This is a genomic window from Ruegeria sp. HKCCA5839 (assembly GCF_013035585.1).
Taxonomy (GTDB): domain Bacteria; phylum Pseudomonadota; class Alphaproteobacteria; order Rhodobacterales; family Rhodobacteraceae; genus Ruegeria.
On sequence record NZ_WQIE01000002.1, the window covers coordinates 507,745 to 523,101 of the forward strand.

The 15,357-nt window shown below is 57.3% G+C and carries 15 protein-coding genes; 9 read left to right on the plus strand and 6 right to left on the minus strand.

Annotated elements, in window-relative coordinates; genetic code table 11:
• Window positions 1-58 precede the first annotated feature (58 nt).
• From pheS to pheT, 3 genes are all read left to right on the plus strand, one after another.
• Complete coding sequence (gene pheS, locus GOV38_RS08020) at window positions 59-1,132, plus strand: phenylalanine--tRNA ligase subunit alpha (RefSeq protein ID WP_171131026.1); 1,074 nt, start codon at window positions 59-61, stop codon at window positions 1,130-1,132.
• A gap of 565 nt (window positions 1,133-1,697) precedes the next feature.
• The gene (locus GOV38_RS08025; RefSeq protein ID WP_171209029.1) at window positions 1,698-2,504 is read left to right on the plus strand and encodes a PHB depolymerase family esterase; all 807 of its coding nucleotides are present in this window, start codon (window positions 1,698-1,700) and stop codon (window positions 2,502-2,504) included.
• A gap of 78 nt (window positions 2,505-2,582) precedes the next feature.
• Window positions 2,583-4,979, plus strand: a complete 2,397-nt coding sequence (gene pheT / locus GOV38_RS08030) for a phenylalanine--tRNA ligase subunit beta (protein ID WP_171209028.1) — start codon at window positions 2,583-2,585, stop codon at window positions 4,977-4,979.
• 33 nt (window positions 4,980-5,012) lie between these two features.
• Here pheT and GOV38_RS08035 read toward each other — a convergent pair whose 3' ends face one another.
• Entirely contained in the window at window positions 5,013-5,888 is an 876-nt protein-coding gene (locus tag GOV38_RS08035; RefSeq protein ID WP_171209027.1) for a LysR family transcriptional regulator, read from the minus strand.
• A gap of 86 nt (window positions 5,889-5,974) precedes the next feature.
• Here GOV38_RS08035 and GOV38_RS08040 point away from each other — a divergent pair, with 86 nt between their 5' ends.
• Together GOV38_RS08040 and GOV38_RS08045 are read left to right on the plus strand one after the other, a co-directional pair.
• On the plus strand, window positions 5,975-6,607 hold the full coding sequence (locus GOV38_RS08040; protein WP_171100802.1) for a class I SAM-dependent methyltransferase: 633 nt from the start codon (window positions 5,975-5,977) through the stop codon (window positions 6,605-6,607).
• An 86-nt stretch (window positions 6,608-6,693) separates the two neighbouring features.
• Window positions 6,694-7,143 carry a YtoQ family protein gene (locus GOV38_RS08045; RefSeq protein ID WP_171100804.1) on the plus strand — a complete coding sequence of 150 codons (450 nt, stop codon included), beginning with the start codon at window positions 6,694-6,696 and terminating at the stop codon, window positions 7,141-7,143.
• A 45-nt stretch (window positions 7,144-7,188) separates the two neighbouring features.
• Here GOV38_RS08045 and GOV38_RS08050 read toward each other — a convergent pair whose 3' ends face one another.
• The gene (locus GOV38_RS08050; RefSeq protein ID WP_171131014.1) at window positions 7,189-7,887 is read right to left on the minus strand and encodes a glutathione S-transferase family protein; all 699 of its coding nucleotides are present in this window, start codon (window positions 7,885-7,887) and stop codon (window positions 7,189-7,191) included.
• Window positions 7,888-8,104: 217 nt separating this feature from the next.
• Here GOV38_RS08050 and GOV38_RS08055 point away from each other — a divergent pair, with 217 nt between their 5' ends.
• Complete coding sequence (locus GOV38_RS08055) at window positions 8,105-8,917, plus strand: mechanosensitive ion channel family protein (protein ID WP_174838693.1); 813 nt, start codon at window positions 8,105-8,107, stop codon at window positions 8,915-8,917.
• Window positions 8,918-9,100: 183 nt separating this feature from the next.
• On the opposite strand, the gene ald is transcribed toward GOV38_RS08055, so the two are convergent.
• Window positions 9,101-10,219, minus strand: a complete 1,119-nt coding sequence (gene ald / locus GOV38_RS08060; RefSeq protein WP_171209025.1) for an alanine dehydrogenase — start codon at window positions 10,217-10,219, stop codon at window positions 9,101-9,103.
• Window positions 10,220-10,354: 135 nt separating this feature from the next.
• Here ald and GOV38_RS08065 point away from each other — a divergent pair, with 135 nt between their 5' ends.
• Complete coding sequence (locus GOV38_RS08065; RefSeq protein WP_171100812.1) at window positions 10,355-10,813, plus strand: Lrp/AsnC family transcriptional regulator; 459 nt, start codon at window positions 10,355-10,357, stop codon at window positions 10,811-10,813.
• Here GOV38_RS08065 and GOV38_RS08070 read toward each other — a convergent pair whose 3' ends face one another.
• Window positions 10,814-11,653 (minus strand): CPBP family intramembrane glutamic endopeptidase, encoded by an 840-nt coding sequence (locus GOV38_RS08070; RefSeq protein ID WP_171209024.1) that lies wholly within the window; start codon window positions 11,651-11,653, stop codon window positions 10,814-10,816.
• A 243-nt stretch (window positions 11,654-11,896) separates the two neighbouring features.
• Here GOV38_RS08070 and ppk2 point away from each other — a divergent pair, with 243 nt between their 5' ends.
• On the plus strand, window positions 11,897-12,814 hold the full coding sequence (gene ppk2 / locus GOV38_RS08075) for a polyphosphate kinase 2 (protein ID WP_171100815.1): 918 nt from the start codon (window positions 11,897-11,899) through the stop codon (window positions 12,812-12,814).
• A gap of 52 nt (window positions 12,815-12,866) precedes the next feature.
• On the opposite strand, the gene GOV38_RS08080 is transcribed toward ppk2, so the two are convergent.
• Together GOV38_RS08080 and rpsU are read right to left on the minus strand one after the other, a co-directional pair.
• Window positions 12,867-13,988: a CAP domain-containing protein gene (locus GOV38_RS08080; RefSeq protein ID WP_171209023.1), complete on the minus strand. Its 1,122-nt coding sequence runs from the start codon at window positions 13,986-13,988 to the stop codon at window positions 12,867-12,869.
• Between the two features lie 313 nt (window positions 13,989-14,301).
• On the minus strand, window positions 14,302-14,508 hold the full coding sequence (gene rpsU / locus GOV38_RS08085; protein WP_005614280.1) for a 30S ribosomal protein S21: 207 nt from the start codon (window positions 14,506-14,508) through the stop codon (window positions 14,302-14,304).
• 110 nt (window positions 14,509-14,618) lie between these two features.
• Between rpsU and GOV38_RS08090 the strand changes: the two genes are divergently transcribed.
• Window positions 14,619-15,311: a COQ9 family protein gene (locus GOV38_RS08090; RefSeq protein WP_171100817.1), complete on the plus strand. Its 693-nt coding sequence runs from the start codon at window positions 14,619-14,621 to the stop codon at window positions 15,309-15,311.
• The last annotated feature ends 46 nt before the right edge of the window (window positions 15,312-15,357 follow it).

Genomic DNA, 15,357 nt, shown 5'->3' on the forward strand with positions numbered 1-15,357 from the left:
GGCGTTGGCCGATAGCAGGTTCTCGACCAAATTGAACAGGCCGGTTTCGGAATACGTCATGGACGATCTTAAGGCAAAATATCTGGGGCAGATCGCGGATGCGGGCGATGAAGACGCGCTTGAAGCAATCCGCCTTGCAGCCGTTGGCAAAAAGGGTGAGGTCGCGCTGAAAATGCGCGAGCTGGGCAAGATGACGCCCGAGGAACGGCAGGTGGCTGGCCCCGCGCTGAATGCTTTGAAAGATGAGATCAACTCGGCGCTGTCGGCAAAGAAGGCAGCCCTCGCTGATGCCGCTTTGGATGAAAGACTGCGCACCGAATGGCTGGACGTCACCCTGCCGACCCGCCCGCGCCGTCAGGGCTCGATCCACCCGATCAGCCAGGCGACTGAGGAGCTGACTGCGATCTTTGCCGAACTGGGCTTTTCGGTGGCCGAAGGGCCGCGGATCGAAACCGACTGGTACAATTTCGACGCGTTGAACATTCCCGGCCACCACCCCGCGCGGGCCGAGATGGACACGTTCTATATGCACCGCGCCGAAGGCGACAACCGCCCGCCACATGTGCTGCGCACCCATACCTCGCCGGTGCAGATCCGGTCGATGGAGAAACAGGGCGCGCCGATCCGCGTGATCTGTCCGGGTGGCGTCTATCGTGCCGACTATGACCAGACCCACACACCGATGTTCCATCAGGTCGAAGGGCTGGCCATCGACAAAGACATCTCGATGGCGAACCTGAAATGGGTTCTGGAAGAGTTTGTGAAAGCGTTTTTCGAGGTCGATGACGTCGAACTGCGCTTCCGCGCCTCACACTTCCCCTTCACCGAGCCGTCGGCTGAGGTTGATATCCGCTGTTCCTGGGATAACGGTCAGCTGAAGATCGGCGAGGGCGACGACTGGATGGAGATCCTGGGCTCGGGCATGGTCCACCCCAAGGTAATCGCCGCCGGTGGGATCGATCCTGACGTCTATCAGGGCTTTGCGTTCGGGATTGGGATCGACCGTCTGGCGATGCTGAAATACGGCATCCCTGATTTGCGGGCCTTCTTTGATAGCGATCTGCGCTGGCTGAGGCACTACGGGTTCGCAGCGCTGGATATGCCGAATTTGCATGGTGGTTTGAGTAGATAGGTGCACCTACTGGGCGTGTACTTGGCGCGTTATGTGGATTGGTGCAATCGACGTGCTAAAGGTATTCGGTTGTGGCAAATTATCGGATTGTTCGCGCTCTGTTTTGTTGCGATGCTTCTGGCTTTTGGGTTCGGCGGGGAATTGTTCGGCTATTTGTTTAGCGCCTTCGTCTTGCTGCCTGTACTCCACTTTTTACAGATCGCTGGGAAAGTCTGGATGAAGGAAACAACCATTCGCCAAGACCAGTATGAGCAGCTCCAGAAAACACGAAAGCTCTTGAAGGGTTTCCGAAAGTAGTCAGCACGGAACAAGGCCGATAGGCCGCCGCGCTATCGGTCGTTCATTGCGGCGCCATTGGTTCAAGCCCAATGGACGACACCGCCCGCACGGGCTGGCGATTTTTCTCCACCAGCGCAACGCTCGGACAGAGCGCGGACTTGGCTGGCATAAAGTGCCTAACTCAGCCCAAGCTTCGCCACCCCGCGGTCTGGCGATAGCGCGGCTTGTTACAGACACGCACAAGCTTTTGACGTGACATCTGGAGCGGTCTGGGTAGGGTCGCCTCATGATCTATCGACTGCTTTGCTTGCTGCTGCTGACAGCAACCCCCGCCCTGGCCATGGGCCCCTGGAACACCGATTGCCATGGCGATACGGCCTGTGAACTGGGCGACCGCTCGTACCATGTGCTGGAGCCCGAGGGCTGGGACGGCGAGACGCCTCTGCCGGTGCTGATGCATTTCCACGGCTGGGCGCGGCAGGGCAATGTAGTCGTCAATCACGAACGTATCGCGGGTGCGACCAAGCTGCGGGGCGTGTTGCTGGTGGCCCCGAACGGGCTGCGCAAGACTTGGAATTTCTGGACCTCTGACACCGATGACGTGCCTTTTGCCGATGCGGTGCTGGAGGATGTGGCCAAGCGCTATCCGATTGATCCCGAACGCGTCTTTGTCTCGGGCTATTCCTTTGGCGGCGCGATGGCGTGGCGCTATGTTTGCCAGTCCGGCAATGACGTTGCGGCGTTGCTGGGCGTTGCGGGCTCGATCCCGCAAACCGAATCCTGCCCCGAAGCCCCGGCCGAGGCGCGCCACGTACACGGGCTGGATGATACGGTGATGGATTTTCCCTTTGGCCCGGGCGGGGATACGACCTATCCGGTGGCGCTCTGGCGTGCGAAATACAGCTGTAACGGTGCAACGCCGCGCGGGGATTGGAATGTCGAGCCGTTCCTGACCCTCAGCCGTGTGGAATGGACGGATTGCGCGCAAGGGCAGGTGGTGCTGGACACCCATCCCGGCGGGCATTTCATCCCCCATGGCTGGATCGGACGGCAGTTGGACGAACTTTTGGGCCGCACCCCCACCTATCCGTGACGCGCAGCGCTTGCACCTTGGTGCAATCTTTGCCATTGCCTGTGCCAATCGGATGTTTGCCCAAAAAGGCCCGCTGCAATGAAATTCACTCTGTCCTGGTTGAAAGACCACCTCGACACGGATGCTTCGGTTGATGAGATCGCCGAGGCGCTGACCGACCTTGGTCTTGAGGTCGAAGAAATCGTGAACCCGGCGGACCGGCTGGCGGGCTTTACGCTGGGCCATGTGAAACAGGCCGAGAAACACCCGGATGCGGACAAGCTGCGTGTGTGCACCGTCGCGACCGACGAAGGCGATTTGCAGATCATCTGCGGTGCGCCCAATGCGCGCGCAGGCATCACTGTCGTGGTCTGCAAGCCGGGCATGTATATCCCCGGTCTGGATATCACCATCAATGTTGGCAAGATTCGGGGTGTCGAAAGCTTCGGCATGATGGCCTCGGAACGTGAGTTGGAGCTGTCGGACGAACATGACGGCATCATCGAGCTGCCCTCGGGCGAGGTTGGCGATCAGTTTGTCGACTGGCTGGCCGAGAACGACCCGTCCAAGGTTGACCCGATGATCGAGATTGCGATTACGCCGAACCGCCCGGACGCACTGGGCGTTGAGGGCATCGCGCGCGACTTGGCGGCACGCGGCATCGGAACGCTGAAACAGCGCGACTATGCGCCGGTACCGGGGGATTTCGAAAGCCCGATCAAGGTTTCGATTGATGAAGACACACTGGACGGCTGCCCACATTTCACCGGGCGTTTGATCCGGGGTGTCAAGAACGGCCCCAGCCCTCAGTGGTTGCAGGATCAGTTGAAGGCCATTGGCCTGCGTCCGATCTCGGCTTTGGTGGATATCACCAACTATATGACCTTCGATCACAACCGCCCGCTGCATGTGTTTGATGCCGACAAGGTGCAGGGCAATCTGCGGGTGCATCGCGCCAAAGGTGGCGAAACGCTGGTGGCGCTGGATGAGAAGGAATACACCCTTCAGCCCGGCATGATGGTGATCTCAGACGACAAGGGCCCGGAATCGATCGCGGGCATTATGGGCGGTGAGGAAACCGGCTGTACCGAAGACACTGTGAACGTCTTTCTCGAAAGCGCGTTCTGGGATCACGTGCAGATTGCTCTGACGGGCCGGGCGCTGAAAATCAACTCGGACGCCCGCTATCGCTTTGAACGCGGTGTTGACCCGGAATACACCCGCGAAGGGTTGGAGCAGGCGACGCAGATGATCCTGGATATCTGCGGCGGTGAGGTTTCGAACGTGGTTGAGGCAGGCAAAGCGCTGAACCATGCGCGGGCCTATAAGCTGGATGCCGAGCGCGTGCAGTCTCTGGTCGGGATGGACATTCCCGAAAGCGATCAACGCCAGACACTGACCCGTCTTGGGTTCCGTCTGGACGGTGACATGGCCCATGTACCCAGCTGGCGGCCCGATGTGATGGGTGAGGCGGATCTGGTGGAAGAGGTCGCGCGGATTGCGTCGCTGACCAAGCTGGAAGGCAAGCCGCTGCCGCGCGTGAGCGATGGCATTCCGAAACCGGTGATGACCCCGACCCAGCGGCGACAGTCGATGGCGCGGCGCACCTGCGCGGCGTTGGGCTATAATGAATGCGTGTCTTACACCTTCATTGATCAAGCCTCGGCCGCCCTGTTCGGCGGCGGCGATGAGGCGACGCAGCTGGAAAACCCGATCTCATCCGAGATGAGCCACATGCGCCCGGATCTGCTGCCCGGACTGTTGCAGGCCGCAGCGCGCAATCAGGCGCGCGGCTATGCCGATATGGCGCTGTTCGAAGTTGGCCCGGTTTTTCACGATGGCGAACCAGGGGACCAGAAAACCCAGATTGCGGGCCTGTTGGTGGGGCGCAACGGGCCCAAAGATGTTCAGGGCGCGTCACGCGCGGTCGACCTGTTCGACGCAAAGGCCGATGCCGAGGCGGTTCTGGCGGCCATTGGCGCTCCGGCCAAGGTCCAGATCCTGCGCGATGGTGAAGCATGGTGGCATCCCGGGCGTCATGGAAAGATTTGTCTCGGCCCCAAGAAGGTTTTGGGCGTCTTTGGCGAATTGCACCCGCGTATCCTTCAGGCGATGGACATCAAAGGCCCGGCTATGGCCTTCACAATCTGGCCGGATGAAGTCCCGATGCCGCGTAAATCCGGTGCCACCCGCGCTGCGCTGGAACTGCGCGATCTGCAAGCGGTCGAGCGTGACTTTGCTTTTGTCGTTGATGAGGGCGTCGAGGCGTTGACGCTGGTGAACGCCGCCGCAGGCGCCGACAAAGCCTTGATCGAAGATGTGCGTGTCTTTGACGAGTTCATCGGTGGCAACCTGGGTGAGGGCAAGAAATCCTTGGCCATCACCGTGCGCCTGCAGCCGACAGACTCCACGCTGAAAGAAAAAGACATCGAGGCTGTGGCCGAAAAGATCATCGCCAAAGTGAGCAAAGCCACAGGTGGCGTGCTGCGCGGCTGAACCCATTGGAACAGAGAGTGATCAGCGCGCTTTTCATTTCGAGAAAAACGCGCTCAGCACGTCAAAAACCAACCGGATACGCCGACTGGTGTGCAACTCACGATGCGTGGTCAGCCAGATAGGGAACTGAAACGGGTCCATATCTGGCAAAACGCGCTCCATCCCTGGGGTCATGTCGCCCACATGCTCGGACATTGGCGCGATCCCGAACCCGTGTTTGGCGTATTCCCAGGCAACAATCCCGTTTTGTGACCCGAGCCGAAAGTTGTCGTGGTCGACGGGTATACCGAGCGGTTTGAAATAGCCGATCATCTGATCTGTGTCGCCGAAACTTATGAATTCATGATCTGCCAGATCCGATTTGGATTTCGGTCGCCCCATTCGATCCAAGTAATCGGTCGCGGCATAGAAGTATCCGGTGGCATCCTGGATCAGCTTGGCAATCAGATCCGGTTGTTCGGGCCGGACATGGCGGATTGCGATATCGGCCTCGCGCCGCATCAGGTCACGTATGTCGTTCGAGGCGATCACTTCGATTCGCAGGCGCGGGGCTTCGGAGCGCAGGATCTTTAACACCTCCGGCAGAATATAGGCGGACATCACGTCGCTGGCCGTGATGCGCACAAGGCCTTCGATTGACGTGGACTGCCCGGATGCGGTCAGCGCGATACGATCAGCGGCCTCACCCATCGCTTTGGTGTGGTCCAAGAGCTCGATCCCGGCCTGAGTGATTTCAAGCGTTCGGCCCACGCGTTCGAACAGCATCACACCCAGGTCATCCTCAAGCGCCGCCACCTGACGGCTGAGCGTTGGCTGCGTTTGCCCCAATTTGCGCGCGGCGGCGGACAATGACCCGGTCTCAGCTGTCGCGAGAAACGCGCGAATGTGGTTCCAATCAAATCCAGCCATACATTTACGTATAGGTGTTCTGCGAATTTGAGCAATTCATATTCGATCAGTGTATAGGTATCGTGTGCTCAAAGGAGACCCCTCTTATGACCACTGCAGCAAAGTTTTGGGATGGTTTGGCCGAAAAGTATTCCCGTTCGCCGATACGGGATATGGCCGCCTATGAGCACACGCTGGACAGAACCGTTTCCTACCTGAAGAAGGAAGACAACGTGTTGGAACTGGGTTGTGGCACAGGGCGCACGGCCCTGCGTCTATCTGGCTACGTTGACACGATTACAGCCAGCGATGTGTCCCCCGGGATGTTGGCCGTTGGCCGCAGACTAGCCGCCGAACAAGAGATCGAGAATGTCGCTTTTGTCGAGGCGGATGCGAGCCACCCTCCGAATTGGTCTTACGACGTGGCAATGGCCTTCAACCTTCTACATCTGGTGGAGGATCTGGAAGCCACGCTTGCGCAGATACATGAGGTTGTGAAGCCCGGCGGATTGTTCATTTCAAAGACGCCGTGTCTTGCCCAAGGCGGTCTGGGGTTCAAATTCGGTCTGTTGAAGCTGTTGCTGCCGGTGATGCAGCTTTTGGGCAAAGCGCCCTTTGTCAATCAGCTGGATATCAAGACGCTCGAGTCGGCCATCGAAAACGCCGGGTTCGAGATCATCGAAAGCGGGAATTTCCCCGCGACACCTCCGTCCCGGTATCTGGTCGCCCGCAAAACGTGACAAAGGTACAACCAAAAGGTCGTTTCCGCATTGGGCTTTGCACGGGCACGCTTTAAACAGGGCCTGATGCAATAGCGGAGAATGACATGGGCCTGAACGTATACCTGTCCGGAGAAATCCACACCGATTGGCGTGATCAAATCATTGATGGCGCAGAGGGTTTGGATGTGACTTTCAACAGCCCGGTCACCGATCACGGGGCCAGCGACGATTGCGGGGTTGCCATTCTCGGCGCCGAGACCAACAAGTATTGGCACGACCACAAGGGCGCGATGGTGAACGCGATCCGCACCCGCAAAGGCATTGCTGATGCCGATGTTGTGGTGGTTCGGTTTGGTGACAAATACAAGCAGTGGAATGCTGCGTTTGATGCGGGCTATGCGGCGGCCCTCGGAAAATCGCTGATCGTTCTGCACGGCCCAGATCATCAGCACGCGCTGAAAGAAGTAGATGCTGCGGCTTTGGCGGTGGCCGAAGAGCCTGCACAAGTTGTTGAAATCCTGCGCTATGTACTGACCGGAAAGCTTCCGAGGTGAACACGGCCAGGGACGCTGAGCGCGCGCCCCTCGCCTCGGTTTTCTTTAGCTTTGCGCCGGGATCAATTTGCCCCGCTGGACCGCAGGGCGGTCCATGAACCGGTCGAGATAGGCCGTCAGATTGCTGTAGCTGTCCCATTCAACCAGGTCTTTGGTCCCGTAATACTCAAGCGCATTCAGCCAGGGTGCCAGAGCCATGTCCGCGATTGAATACTCTCCGGCAATCCAATCTTGATCTGCCAGCTGTGTGTTCAAAACGTTCAAAAGGCGCTTGGCCTCGTTGATATAGCGTTCACGCGGGCGGGGATCTTCAATCTGGTTGCCTGCAAATTTGTGGAAATATCCAAGCTGGCCGAACATCGGGCCCACACCACCCATCTGGAACATAAGCCATTGGGTTATTCGGTGTTTATCCCCGGCCGTTTGCCCTATGAACTGTCCTGTCTTGTCCGCCAGATAGAGCAGAATCGCACCGCTTTCGAAAAGGCCGATGGACTGTCCGTCCGGGCCGTTAGGGTCGATAATCGCAGGGATCTTGTTGTTGGGGTTCAGAGACAGGAACTCGGGGCTTTTGACATCAGAGTCTGCCAAAGTGACCAGATGCGCCTCATAGGGAAGGCCGGTTTCTTCCAACATGATCGAAGCTTTGACTCCGTTTGGCGTGGGGTAGGAGTAAAGCTGTAAGACCGAAGGGTCTTTGGCAGGCCATCTGGCCATAATCGGGAAACTTGAAAGGTCTTTCATCTGGTCTGCTCCTGGTGTGCTTGTCTACTGCGTAGATTGGCAAGATTCGCGGGCCGCGTCAGGCGCAACTCTGTGCATGATCGGTCACTGAATGTTTGCTAAAGAACAAAGGGGACCAAATGCGCAATCACTCCCCTAGAAAAAAGTGTTCCGATAGATCAGACTTTCCGCAGACAACCGCGCCTCGGGGCGCGGTTCGCTTGTTTGGACAGAGGAGATGCAGGTGGAAGAGATCTCAGCACAGGTGGGCGCATTTGGGCCTCTTATCTTGAGTGCAATAAAAGCGCTGATTGTTTTGGTTGTCGGTTGGACACTGGCAGGCGCCATTAGCGGCATGGTTCGGAGACGGATCAACGCGACGCCACAAATCGATCCAACATTAGGGAATTTTGTCGCGAGCATCGTGAAATGGGCCTTGCTGGCCATCGTGCTTGTGGCTGTCCTGGGCATCTTCGGGATCCAGGCGACAAGCATTGTTGCTATATTGGGTGCTGCGTCGCTGGCCATCGGTCTGGCGCTTCAGGGTACTTTGAGCGATCTGGCGGCTGGCGTGATGCTGGTGGTTTTCCGACCCTATAAGCTGGGTCAGTTTGTGGATATCGGTGGCACTGCGGGGACGGTGAAAGACCTCAATCTGTTCACGACCGAACTTGTAACACCCGACAATGTGCAGATCATTGTGCCCAATGGTCAGGCCTGGGGGTCGGTCATCACCAACTACTCTGCTCATGATACGCGCCGCGTCGATCTGGTTTTTGGCATCGATTATGGCGATAGCGCCGATGAGGCGATGCAGATCATCCTGGATATCGCCAAGGCAGATGAACGGATCCATGACGATCCGGAACCCTGGGTGCGGGTGACCAATCTGGGGGACAGTTCGGTTGATCTGACCGCCCGGCTTTGGTGCGCGGCTGCGGACTATTGGGACGTGAAATTTGAACTGACCAAAGCGGTGAAAGAGGCCTTTGATGCCAAAGGTGTGTCGATCCCTTATCCGCATTCGGTCGAAATACAAAAACAGGGGTAAGCTCCCGCCCGTCATACGGGTATTGGAAATACCCTTTTCCGGTTGGGCCCAGCGCCGCGCTGACGCTTGGCGCTTATGTGCGTGGTATTTCCGTTTTGCGCAACCGCGCCGCGCCCTTGGCGCGGCGCTTGGCCCAACGCTGTAGCGCTTCCACGCCAGTGGAAGCGTTCAGCGGCGGGAGTGTTACGGCTTGATCACCAGGTTCGGGGACACGACGTCGATCCCCAAGGCTTTACCGACTGCATAATAGGTCAGTTGCCCCGCGTGTACATTCAGACCTTCCAACAGGTGCGGATCATCCTGACAGGCTTGCTTCCAGCCTTTGTCTGCCAGTGACAGCATGAACGGCATGGTGGCGTTGCCCAGAGCAATGGTCGACGTGCGGGCCACGGCACCCGGCATATTGGCTACGCAATAATGCATGATCCCGTCGACCTCATAGATCGGATCCGCGTGGGTCGTTGCCCTTGAGGTTTCAAAACATCCGCCCTGGTCAATGGCCACATCCACCAGAACGGCGCCCGGTTTCATTGTCGACAATTGCGCGCGCGAGACCAGTTTTGGCGCGGCTGCTCCAGGGATCAGCACCGCACCGATCACCATATCGGCATCGGCAATCAACTCGGCTGTGGCCCCGGCGGTCGAATAGCGGTTCTTGAATTGTGCACCAAAGACATCGTCTAGATACCGCAGACGCGGCAGGGACCGATCGAGTACCGTAACATCGGCCCCCATTCCGGCTGCGATCTTGGCCGCATGTGTCCCCACAACACCGCCGCCGATAACAACAACCTTCGCCGGTCCAACACCGGGCACACCGCCCATCAGCACGCCGCGCCCACCATTGGCTTTTTGCAGGGTCCATGACCCGACTTGTGGGGCCAGACGCCCGGCAACCTCGGACATCGGAGCCAAGAGCGGCAGGCCACCTGAGGCATCCGTAACCGTTTCATAGGCAATTGCCGTGCAACCCGACGCAAGCAGATCATGGGTCTGATCCGGGTCGGGTGCCAGGTGCAGGTAGGTAAACAGCAGCTGACCCTCGCGTAGCATCTTGCGCTCTACCGCCTGCGGTTCCTTGACTTTGACGATCATGTCAGCGGTCGCGAACACCTCTTCCGCCGTATCGACGATGCGGGCCCCAGCAGCAACATAGGCGTCATTGTCGAAACCTGCGCCCAGTCCGGCACCGCTTTCGATGATCACTTCGTGGCCGCGCGCCACAGCTTCGCCCGCCGCGTTTGGCGTCATGCCGACACGAAACTCCTGCGGTTTGATTTCCTTGGGGCAACCGACTTTCATGGGGATCTCCATTCATAAACTGCCTAAATTATGGGCGGTTTATCGTGCAATTTTTGTGAAACTCTGCTTGCGCGAGTTCAAAAATACAGGAAAATATTCGAAGAACTGAAGTAAAGCTGCAAGGATTGTGCGACAATGAGCCTCGACGCAACTGATCGAAAGATTCTGGCCGCCTTGCAGGTCAAAGGGCGGATGTCGAATGCAGAATTGTCCGAGAAGGCGAATCTGTCGCCCTCTGCCTGCCATCGCCGCGTTCAGCGGCTGGAAAGCGAGGGCTATATCCGCGACTATGTGGCTCTGCTGAACGCGCGAAAAATGGGGGTGCCGACAACCGTATTTGTCGAGATCACCTTGCAGGGGCAGGCGGAAGAAGTACTGGAAGCTTTCGAGAAAAGTGTCGCCCGCATACCTGACGTTCTGGAATGCCACCTTATGGCAGGAACCGCCGACTATATTCTGAAAGTTGTTGCCGAAAACACCGAGGACTTCGCCCGAATTCACCGCCAATACCTCTCGCGGTTGCCGGGTGTGGCACAGATGCAAAGCTCGTTTGCACTGCGGACGGTGTTCAAGACCACGGCGCTGCCGGTTTGATCAGACCGGTCCGGGATACGTGAACAGTGACAGATGGGCGAAATTGAAGCCGAAATGCATGAGCGTCGGCACCCACAGGCGACCCGTCGCAGCATATCCCAACCCGCAGGCCAGTCCCAGAATACTTGCGAAAACGACGAGCTCCAAACCTCCGGGCGCATGTGCCAATCCGAAAAGCAGGCTGGCTAGCATCAGACCGACCAAGGAACCAAAGCGCGCTGACAGGGCGGATTGCAGATAACCGCGAAAGAACGCCTCTTCCGTCAGACAAGTCAGAAACAGGTTTGAAAAGGCAAACAGCAGCCACCATTCGGGCAGCGCGATTTCCTGACGCACGGCACCACTCCAGACCCCAATGGCAAAAAGCACGGGCAGCAGAGCGAGGCCCAGAAACAGGGGGGCAGGATTGAATTCGGTCCGCGTGTGCAGGATAGCGGGCCATGCAAGCAGCGCCGCAAAGAACACCATGGGCTTGTCCAGGTTCAGGTAAAGCGTGAACATCCCGCTGTCCGGTCCCGCCGTGACCTGATCCAGTATCAGCAAGTTCTGCACGCCAGGCACCAGATGCGCGCCCAACGCCACGCTCCATACGACAAACGCAAGATGCCCGAGCACAGCCAGACGACCACCCAATCGTGGAAGTACAGCGGCACCAGCCATTCCTAAAGCGATGATAAGTGTTGCCGAGAGCGACAGCGCCCCAATGCTGAGCGCATATGCCCCGAGGATGGCGATCATTCCCAAGCCCAGTTCGCGCCGCCCGCCCAACGCAGTGATCTGGGCGGCCGCGATGACCAGCCAGGGCCAGATCTGTGGTAGCAAGCTCAGAAAGAACGCCAAGATATCCTCCGCTATGCTTTGTTTGATGCAAGGAACGATGCGGAAAAAGCAAGCAAACAGTGCAACCCGGCGCAATCTGGGTGTTCCGTTGCTTGTATCCCGGGCAGCTTCAGTTCAAATTCGACTATCGAGGCGAGGCTGATAGAATATCAACCAATTTGAACCTGTATCTCAGTCGAATGACATTTTCAGGTTACACAGCCCCGATACGGTCCAAACCCGACGGAAGAAAAGGAAAAGACCTTGGCACAGGATAACGACAACGCTCCGAAAGATTGGCTGGAGGCCGAGCTTGAGGATACGTTTGACGAAGATATCGAGATCGAATTCAGCGAACCGATGCTGTCGATGGAGATACGGAAGATCTATCGCGAGCAGCATCCCGAGATGCTGGATCGGAAAGTCTATTTTCAGAATCTGCTACGGTTGCAAGCGGAATTGATCAAAGTTCAGGACTGGGTGCAGCACACCGGTGCCAAGGTGTGCATCTTGTTTGAAGGGCGCGACAGTGCCGGAAAGGGCGGTGTGATCAAGCGGATCACCCAACGTCTAAATCCGCGCGTGGCCCGGGTTGTTGCCTTGCCCGCGCCCAGCCGTCGGGAGCAAAGCCAGTGGTATTTCCAGCGCTATGTCCCACATTTGCCCGCCGCGGGCGAAATCGTCTTTTTTGACCGATCCTGGTACAATCGCGCAGGCGTTGAACGCGTGATGGGCTTTGCGACTGATGATCAGGTTGAACAGTTTTTTCAGGACGTTCCTGAATTTGAACGCATGCTGGTTCGATCCGGAATCATCTTGTTGAAATACTGGTTCTCGATCACCGACGAAGAACAGCAATTGCGCTTCCTCATGCGGATTCACGATCCGATGAAACAGTGGAAACTGTCGCCGATGGATCTGGAATCCCGCATTCGGTGGGAAGCCTATACCAAGGCGAAAGAAGACATGTTCTTCCGCACCAATATCCCGGAAGCTCCTTGGTATATTGTCGAGGGCAACGACAAGAAACGAGAGCGCCTGAATTGTATCGAACACATTCTGACCAAAATCCCCTATGAGGACGTGCCCCAGGAAAAGGTCACTCTACCGGACCGCCGCTATAATCCGGAATATGAACGGCGCATCTTGCCGGATGAATTGCACGTGCCGAAGATCTACTAGAAAAAACACCCCGAGACATCGGGGTGTAATTCTCGGCTAATCATTCGACAGTTCAAATGAGGAAGTTGTCTTTGTCCAAATCGGCGATCAACGTGTCTTCCAGGATAAGCGCGTTGCCCTTGCCGTCCTCGATAACGACGTCGTCGCCAGATTGCGAGATGTGGTTCTTGAACAGGTCATAATAGCCTTTGATCGTTTGAACGTTCCTGAGGATGATCACATCCGATCCCTGGAAGTCGGTCACAAGATCGATGCCTGGTGAAAAGACAAATTGGTCGGCCCCGCGGCCTCCGGTCATGACGTCATTTCCGCCACCACCAGCCAGTTTGTCTTTGCCGCCACCGCCGACAAGTCGGTCGTTGTGGGCGCCCCCTTTGAGGATGTCGTTACCACCACCGCCGAAGAGCGAGTCATTTCCGTTGGCGCCTTTGAGGCGATCGGCGCCCTGCCGACCGTACAACGCGTCATCACCTTGTTGGCCCAACAATTTGTCCTGACCTTTTGCACCGACCAATCGGTCATCGCCATCGCGTCCCTTCAGGACGCCGGCTTGGTTAGGTTTCAGCGTGAACCAGTCATCAGAATTACTGCCAACCCTGCCCGCAACAACAAATTTCTCTACTGGATCGGGGTCTGTAGGTGCGGGATCGACAGGCGATGCGACCGGATCTGACGGCGCAGGAGCGGGAGCAGACGGAGGGGGAGGGGTAGCGCCTGTGTCCAGTTGCACGGGGGCCGACGTGCGGGCGAAGTTCTGGGTCACCATGATGGCGTTCCAGCCATTGAAGTCACCAACTTCGATACCGATGCCAACTACGGTCACATTCGGATCGAGGATATTGGCACGATGTCCCGGACTGTTCATAAGCGCATTGTGCAGGTCGACGACGTCGTCAGACAGCCCTGGAGCGCCCCGGATACTTTGCCACGCTATGTTTTCTGTTGCGCGCCAGCTACCTGAAAAACCGAATCCGGCATCTTCCATGCGATCCCAAGGTGCTGACCCGCCAACCCCGGTATGGCTGAAAATGTCTTGGTTCAGCATCCACGTGCTGTGGTCTTCGGCAGCCTTGTTCAACCGCAGTTCCAGTTTGACAGGGCTCAGGCCATGGGCTGCGCGCTCTGTGTTGATAAGCGTCAGCATTTGCCTTTCAAGATTACTTGCGACGGACATGATTCTGCCTCCAGGTGCGTTGTGTTATTTTGAGGAGACATTAGTGGCGAGAATTTGGCAGAGAGCAGTCACAATTTTGCCGCAAAAGATTCTCGGCAAAATACTACCAAAAGTTGAACCAATTGAGGTCAAAAATCGCCGACCATGTGCGAGGTAGCCTCAGAGAAAGAACCGCAAGCCTGTGATAATATAGGAAATTTGCGGCCAATCTCTGTTGTTGCAAGAATTCCGTCTAAAAACGACAAACCCCCGGGCGGGGCCTCGGGGGTCGTCAAATAGTGTCATCCAAAGCTGGACGAGCCAGAGGTAACTCTTAGAGCAGACCTTCGCGCTGGGCTTTCTTGCGTGCCAGTTTACGGGCACGGCGGATCGCTTCAGCTTTCTCACGCGCTTTTTTCTCGGACGGTTTCTCGAAATGTTGCTTAAGCTTCATTTCACGGAACACGCCTTCGCGCTGCAGCTTTTTCTTCAGGGCACGAAGCGCCTGATCGACATTGTTGTCGCGAACACTAACCTGCATGTGGTTGTCACCACCTTTCTAGATAGAGTTGCAAGGATTTGCAGGAGGTGGCCGTATAGCAAAGCGCTCCTAACTTGTCTAGTACTGGCCTTGGAACCCGGAGAAACGCCATGACCGTGACTTACGAAGACGCCAAAAACCAATTGCTTGATGCCATCTTGAACCATGTCCCGTTTGATGGATGGTCTGAAGCCAGCTTTCGTGCGGCTATTGCTGATTGCGATATAGAAGACACGCTGGCGCGCGCGGTCTGTCCGCGGGGCGCGGTCGATCTGGCGCTGGCCTACCATGCACGCGGGGATGAATTGATGCTGGAGCGCATCACGACCGAAGATCTGAGCGGCCTCAAGTTTCGCGACAAGATCGCGGCTGCCGTTCGCTTTCGGCTGCAAGCGGTTCAAGACAAAGAGGCGGTGCGCCGTGGTGTGACCCTGTTTGCGCTGCCGACCCATGCGGCGGATGGGGCCAAGGCAATCTGGGGCACATGCGACAAGATCTGGGACGCGCTGGGCGATACCTCGGACGATGTGAACTGGTATACCAAACGCGCCACCCTGTCCGGCGTGTATTCGTCCACCGTTCTCTTCTGGCTGGGTGACGACAGCCCGGATCATCAAAAGACCTGGGAGTTCCTGGATCGGCGGATCGAAGGCGTGATGCAGTTCGAAAAGCTCAAGGCGCAGGTTCAGGGCAATCCTTTGTTCAAGCCGTTTCTTGCGGTGCCGAATTGGCTGGCCGGTCAGGTCAAGGCTCCGATGCGGATGCGTACGGATCTGCCGGGGATGTTGAACCCGCGAAAGTGATCAGAACGGCTGGGCCTTCGCTGTGCGGCCTGCTAGGCATTGGGCA

Excerpts from the sequence above, each read along its gene's own strand:
- pheS (WP_171131026.1), top strand. The coding sequence starts at position 59 with ATGGACGATCTTAAGGCAAAATATCTGGGGCAGATCGCGGATGCGGGC.
- GOV38_RS08025 (WP_171209029.1), top strand. The coding sequence starts at position 1,698 with ATGATCTATCGACTGCTTTGCTTGCTGCTGCTGACAGCAACCCCCGCC.
- pheT (WP_171209028.1), top strand. The coding sequence starts at position 2,583 with ATGAAATTCACTCTGTCCTGGTTGAAAGACCACCTCGACACGGATGCT.
- GOV38_RS08035 (WP_171209027.1), bottom strand. The coding sequence starts at position 5,888 with ATGGCTGGATTTGATTGGAACCACATTCGCGCGTTTCTCGCGACAGCT.
- GOV38_RS08040 (WP_171100802.1), top strand. The coding sequence starts at position 5,975 with ATGACCACTGCAGCAAAGTTTTGGGATGGTTTGGCCGAAAAGTATTCC.
- GOV38_RS08045 (WP_171100804.1), top strand. The coding sequence starts at position 6,694 with ATGGGCCTGAACGTATACCTGTCCGGAGAAATCCACACCGATTGGCGT.
- GOV38_RS08050 (WP_171131014.1), bottom strand. The coding sequence starts at position 7,887 with ATGAAAGACCTTTCAAGTTTCCCGATTATGGCCAGATGGCCTGCCAAA.
- GOV38_RS08055 (WP_174838693.1), top strand. The coding sequence starts at position 8,105 with ATGCAGGTGGAAGAGATCTCAGCACAGGTGGGCGCATTTGGGCCTCTT.
- ald (WP_171209025.1), bottom strand. The coding sequence starts at position 10,219 with ATGAAAGTCGGTTGCCCCAAGGAAATCAAACCGCAGGAGTTTCGTGTC.
- GOV38_RS08065 (WP_171100812.1), top strand. The coding sequence starts at position 10,355 with ATGAGCCTCGACGCAACTGATCGAAAGATTCTGGCCGCCTTGCAGGTC.
- GOV38_RS08080 (WP_171209023.1), bottom strand. The coding sequence starts at position 13,988 with ATGTCCGTCGCAAGTAATCTTGAAAGGCAAATGCTGACGCTTATCAAC.
- rpsU (WP_005614280.1), bottom strand. The coding sequence starts at position 14,508 with ATGCAGGTTAGTGTTCGCGACAACAATGTCGATCAGGCGCTTCGTGCC.
- GOV38_RS08090 (WP_171100817.1), top strand. The coding sequence starts at position 14,619 with ATGACCGTGACTTACGAAGACGCCAAAAACCAATTGCTTGATGCCATC.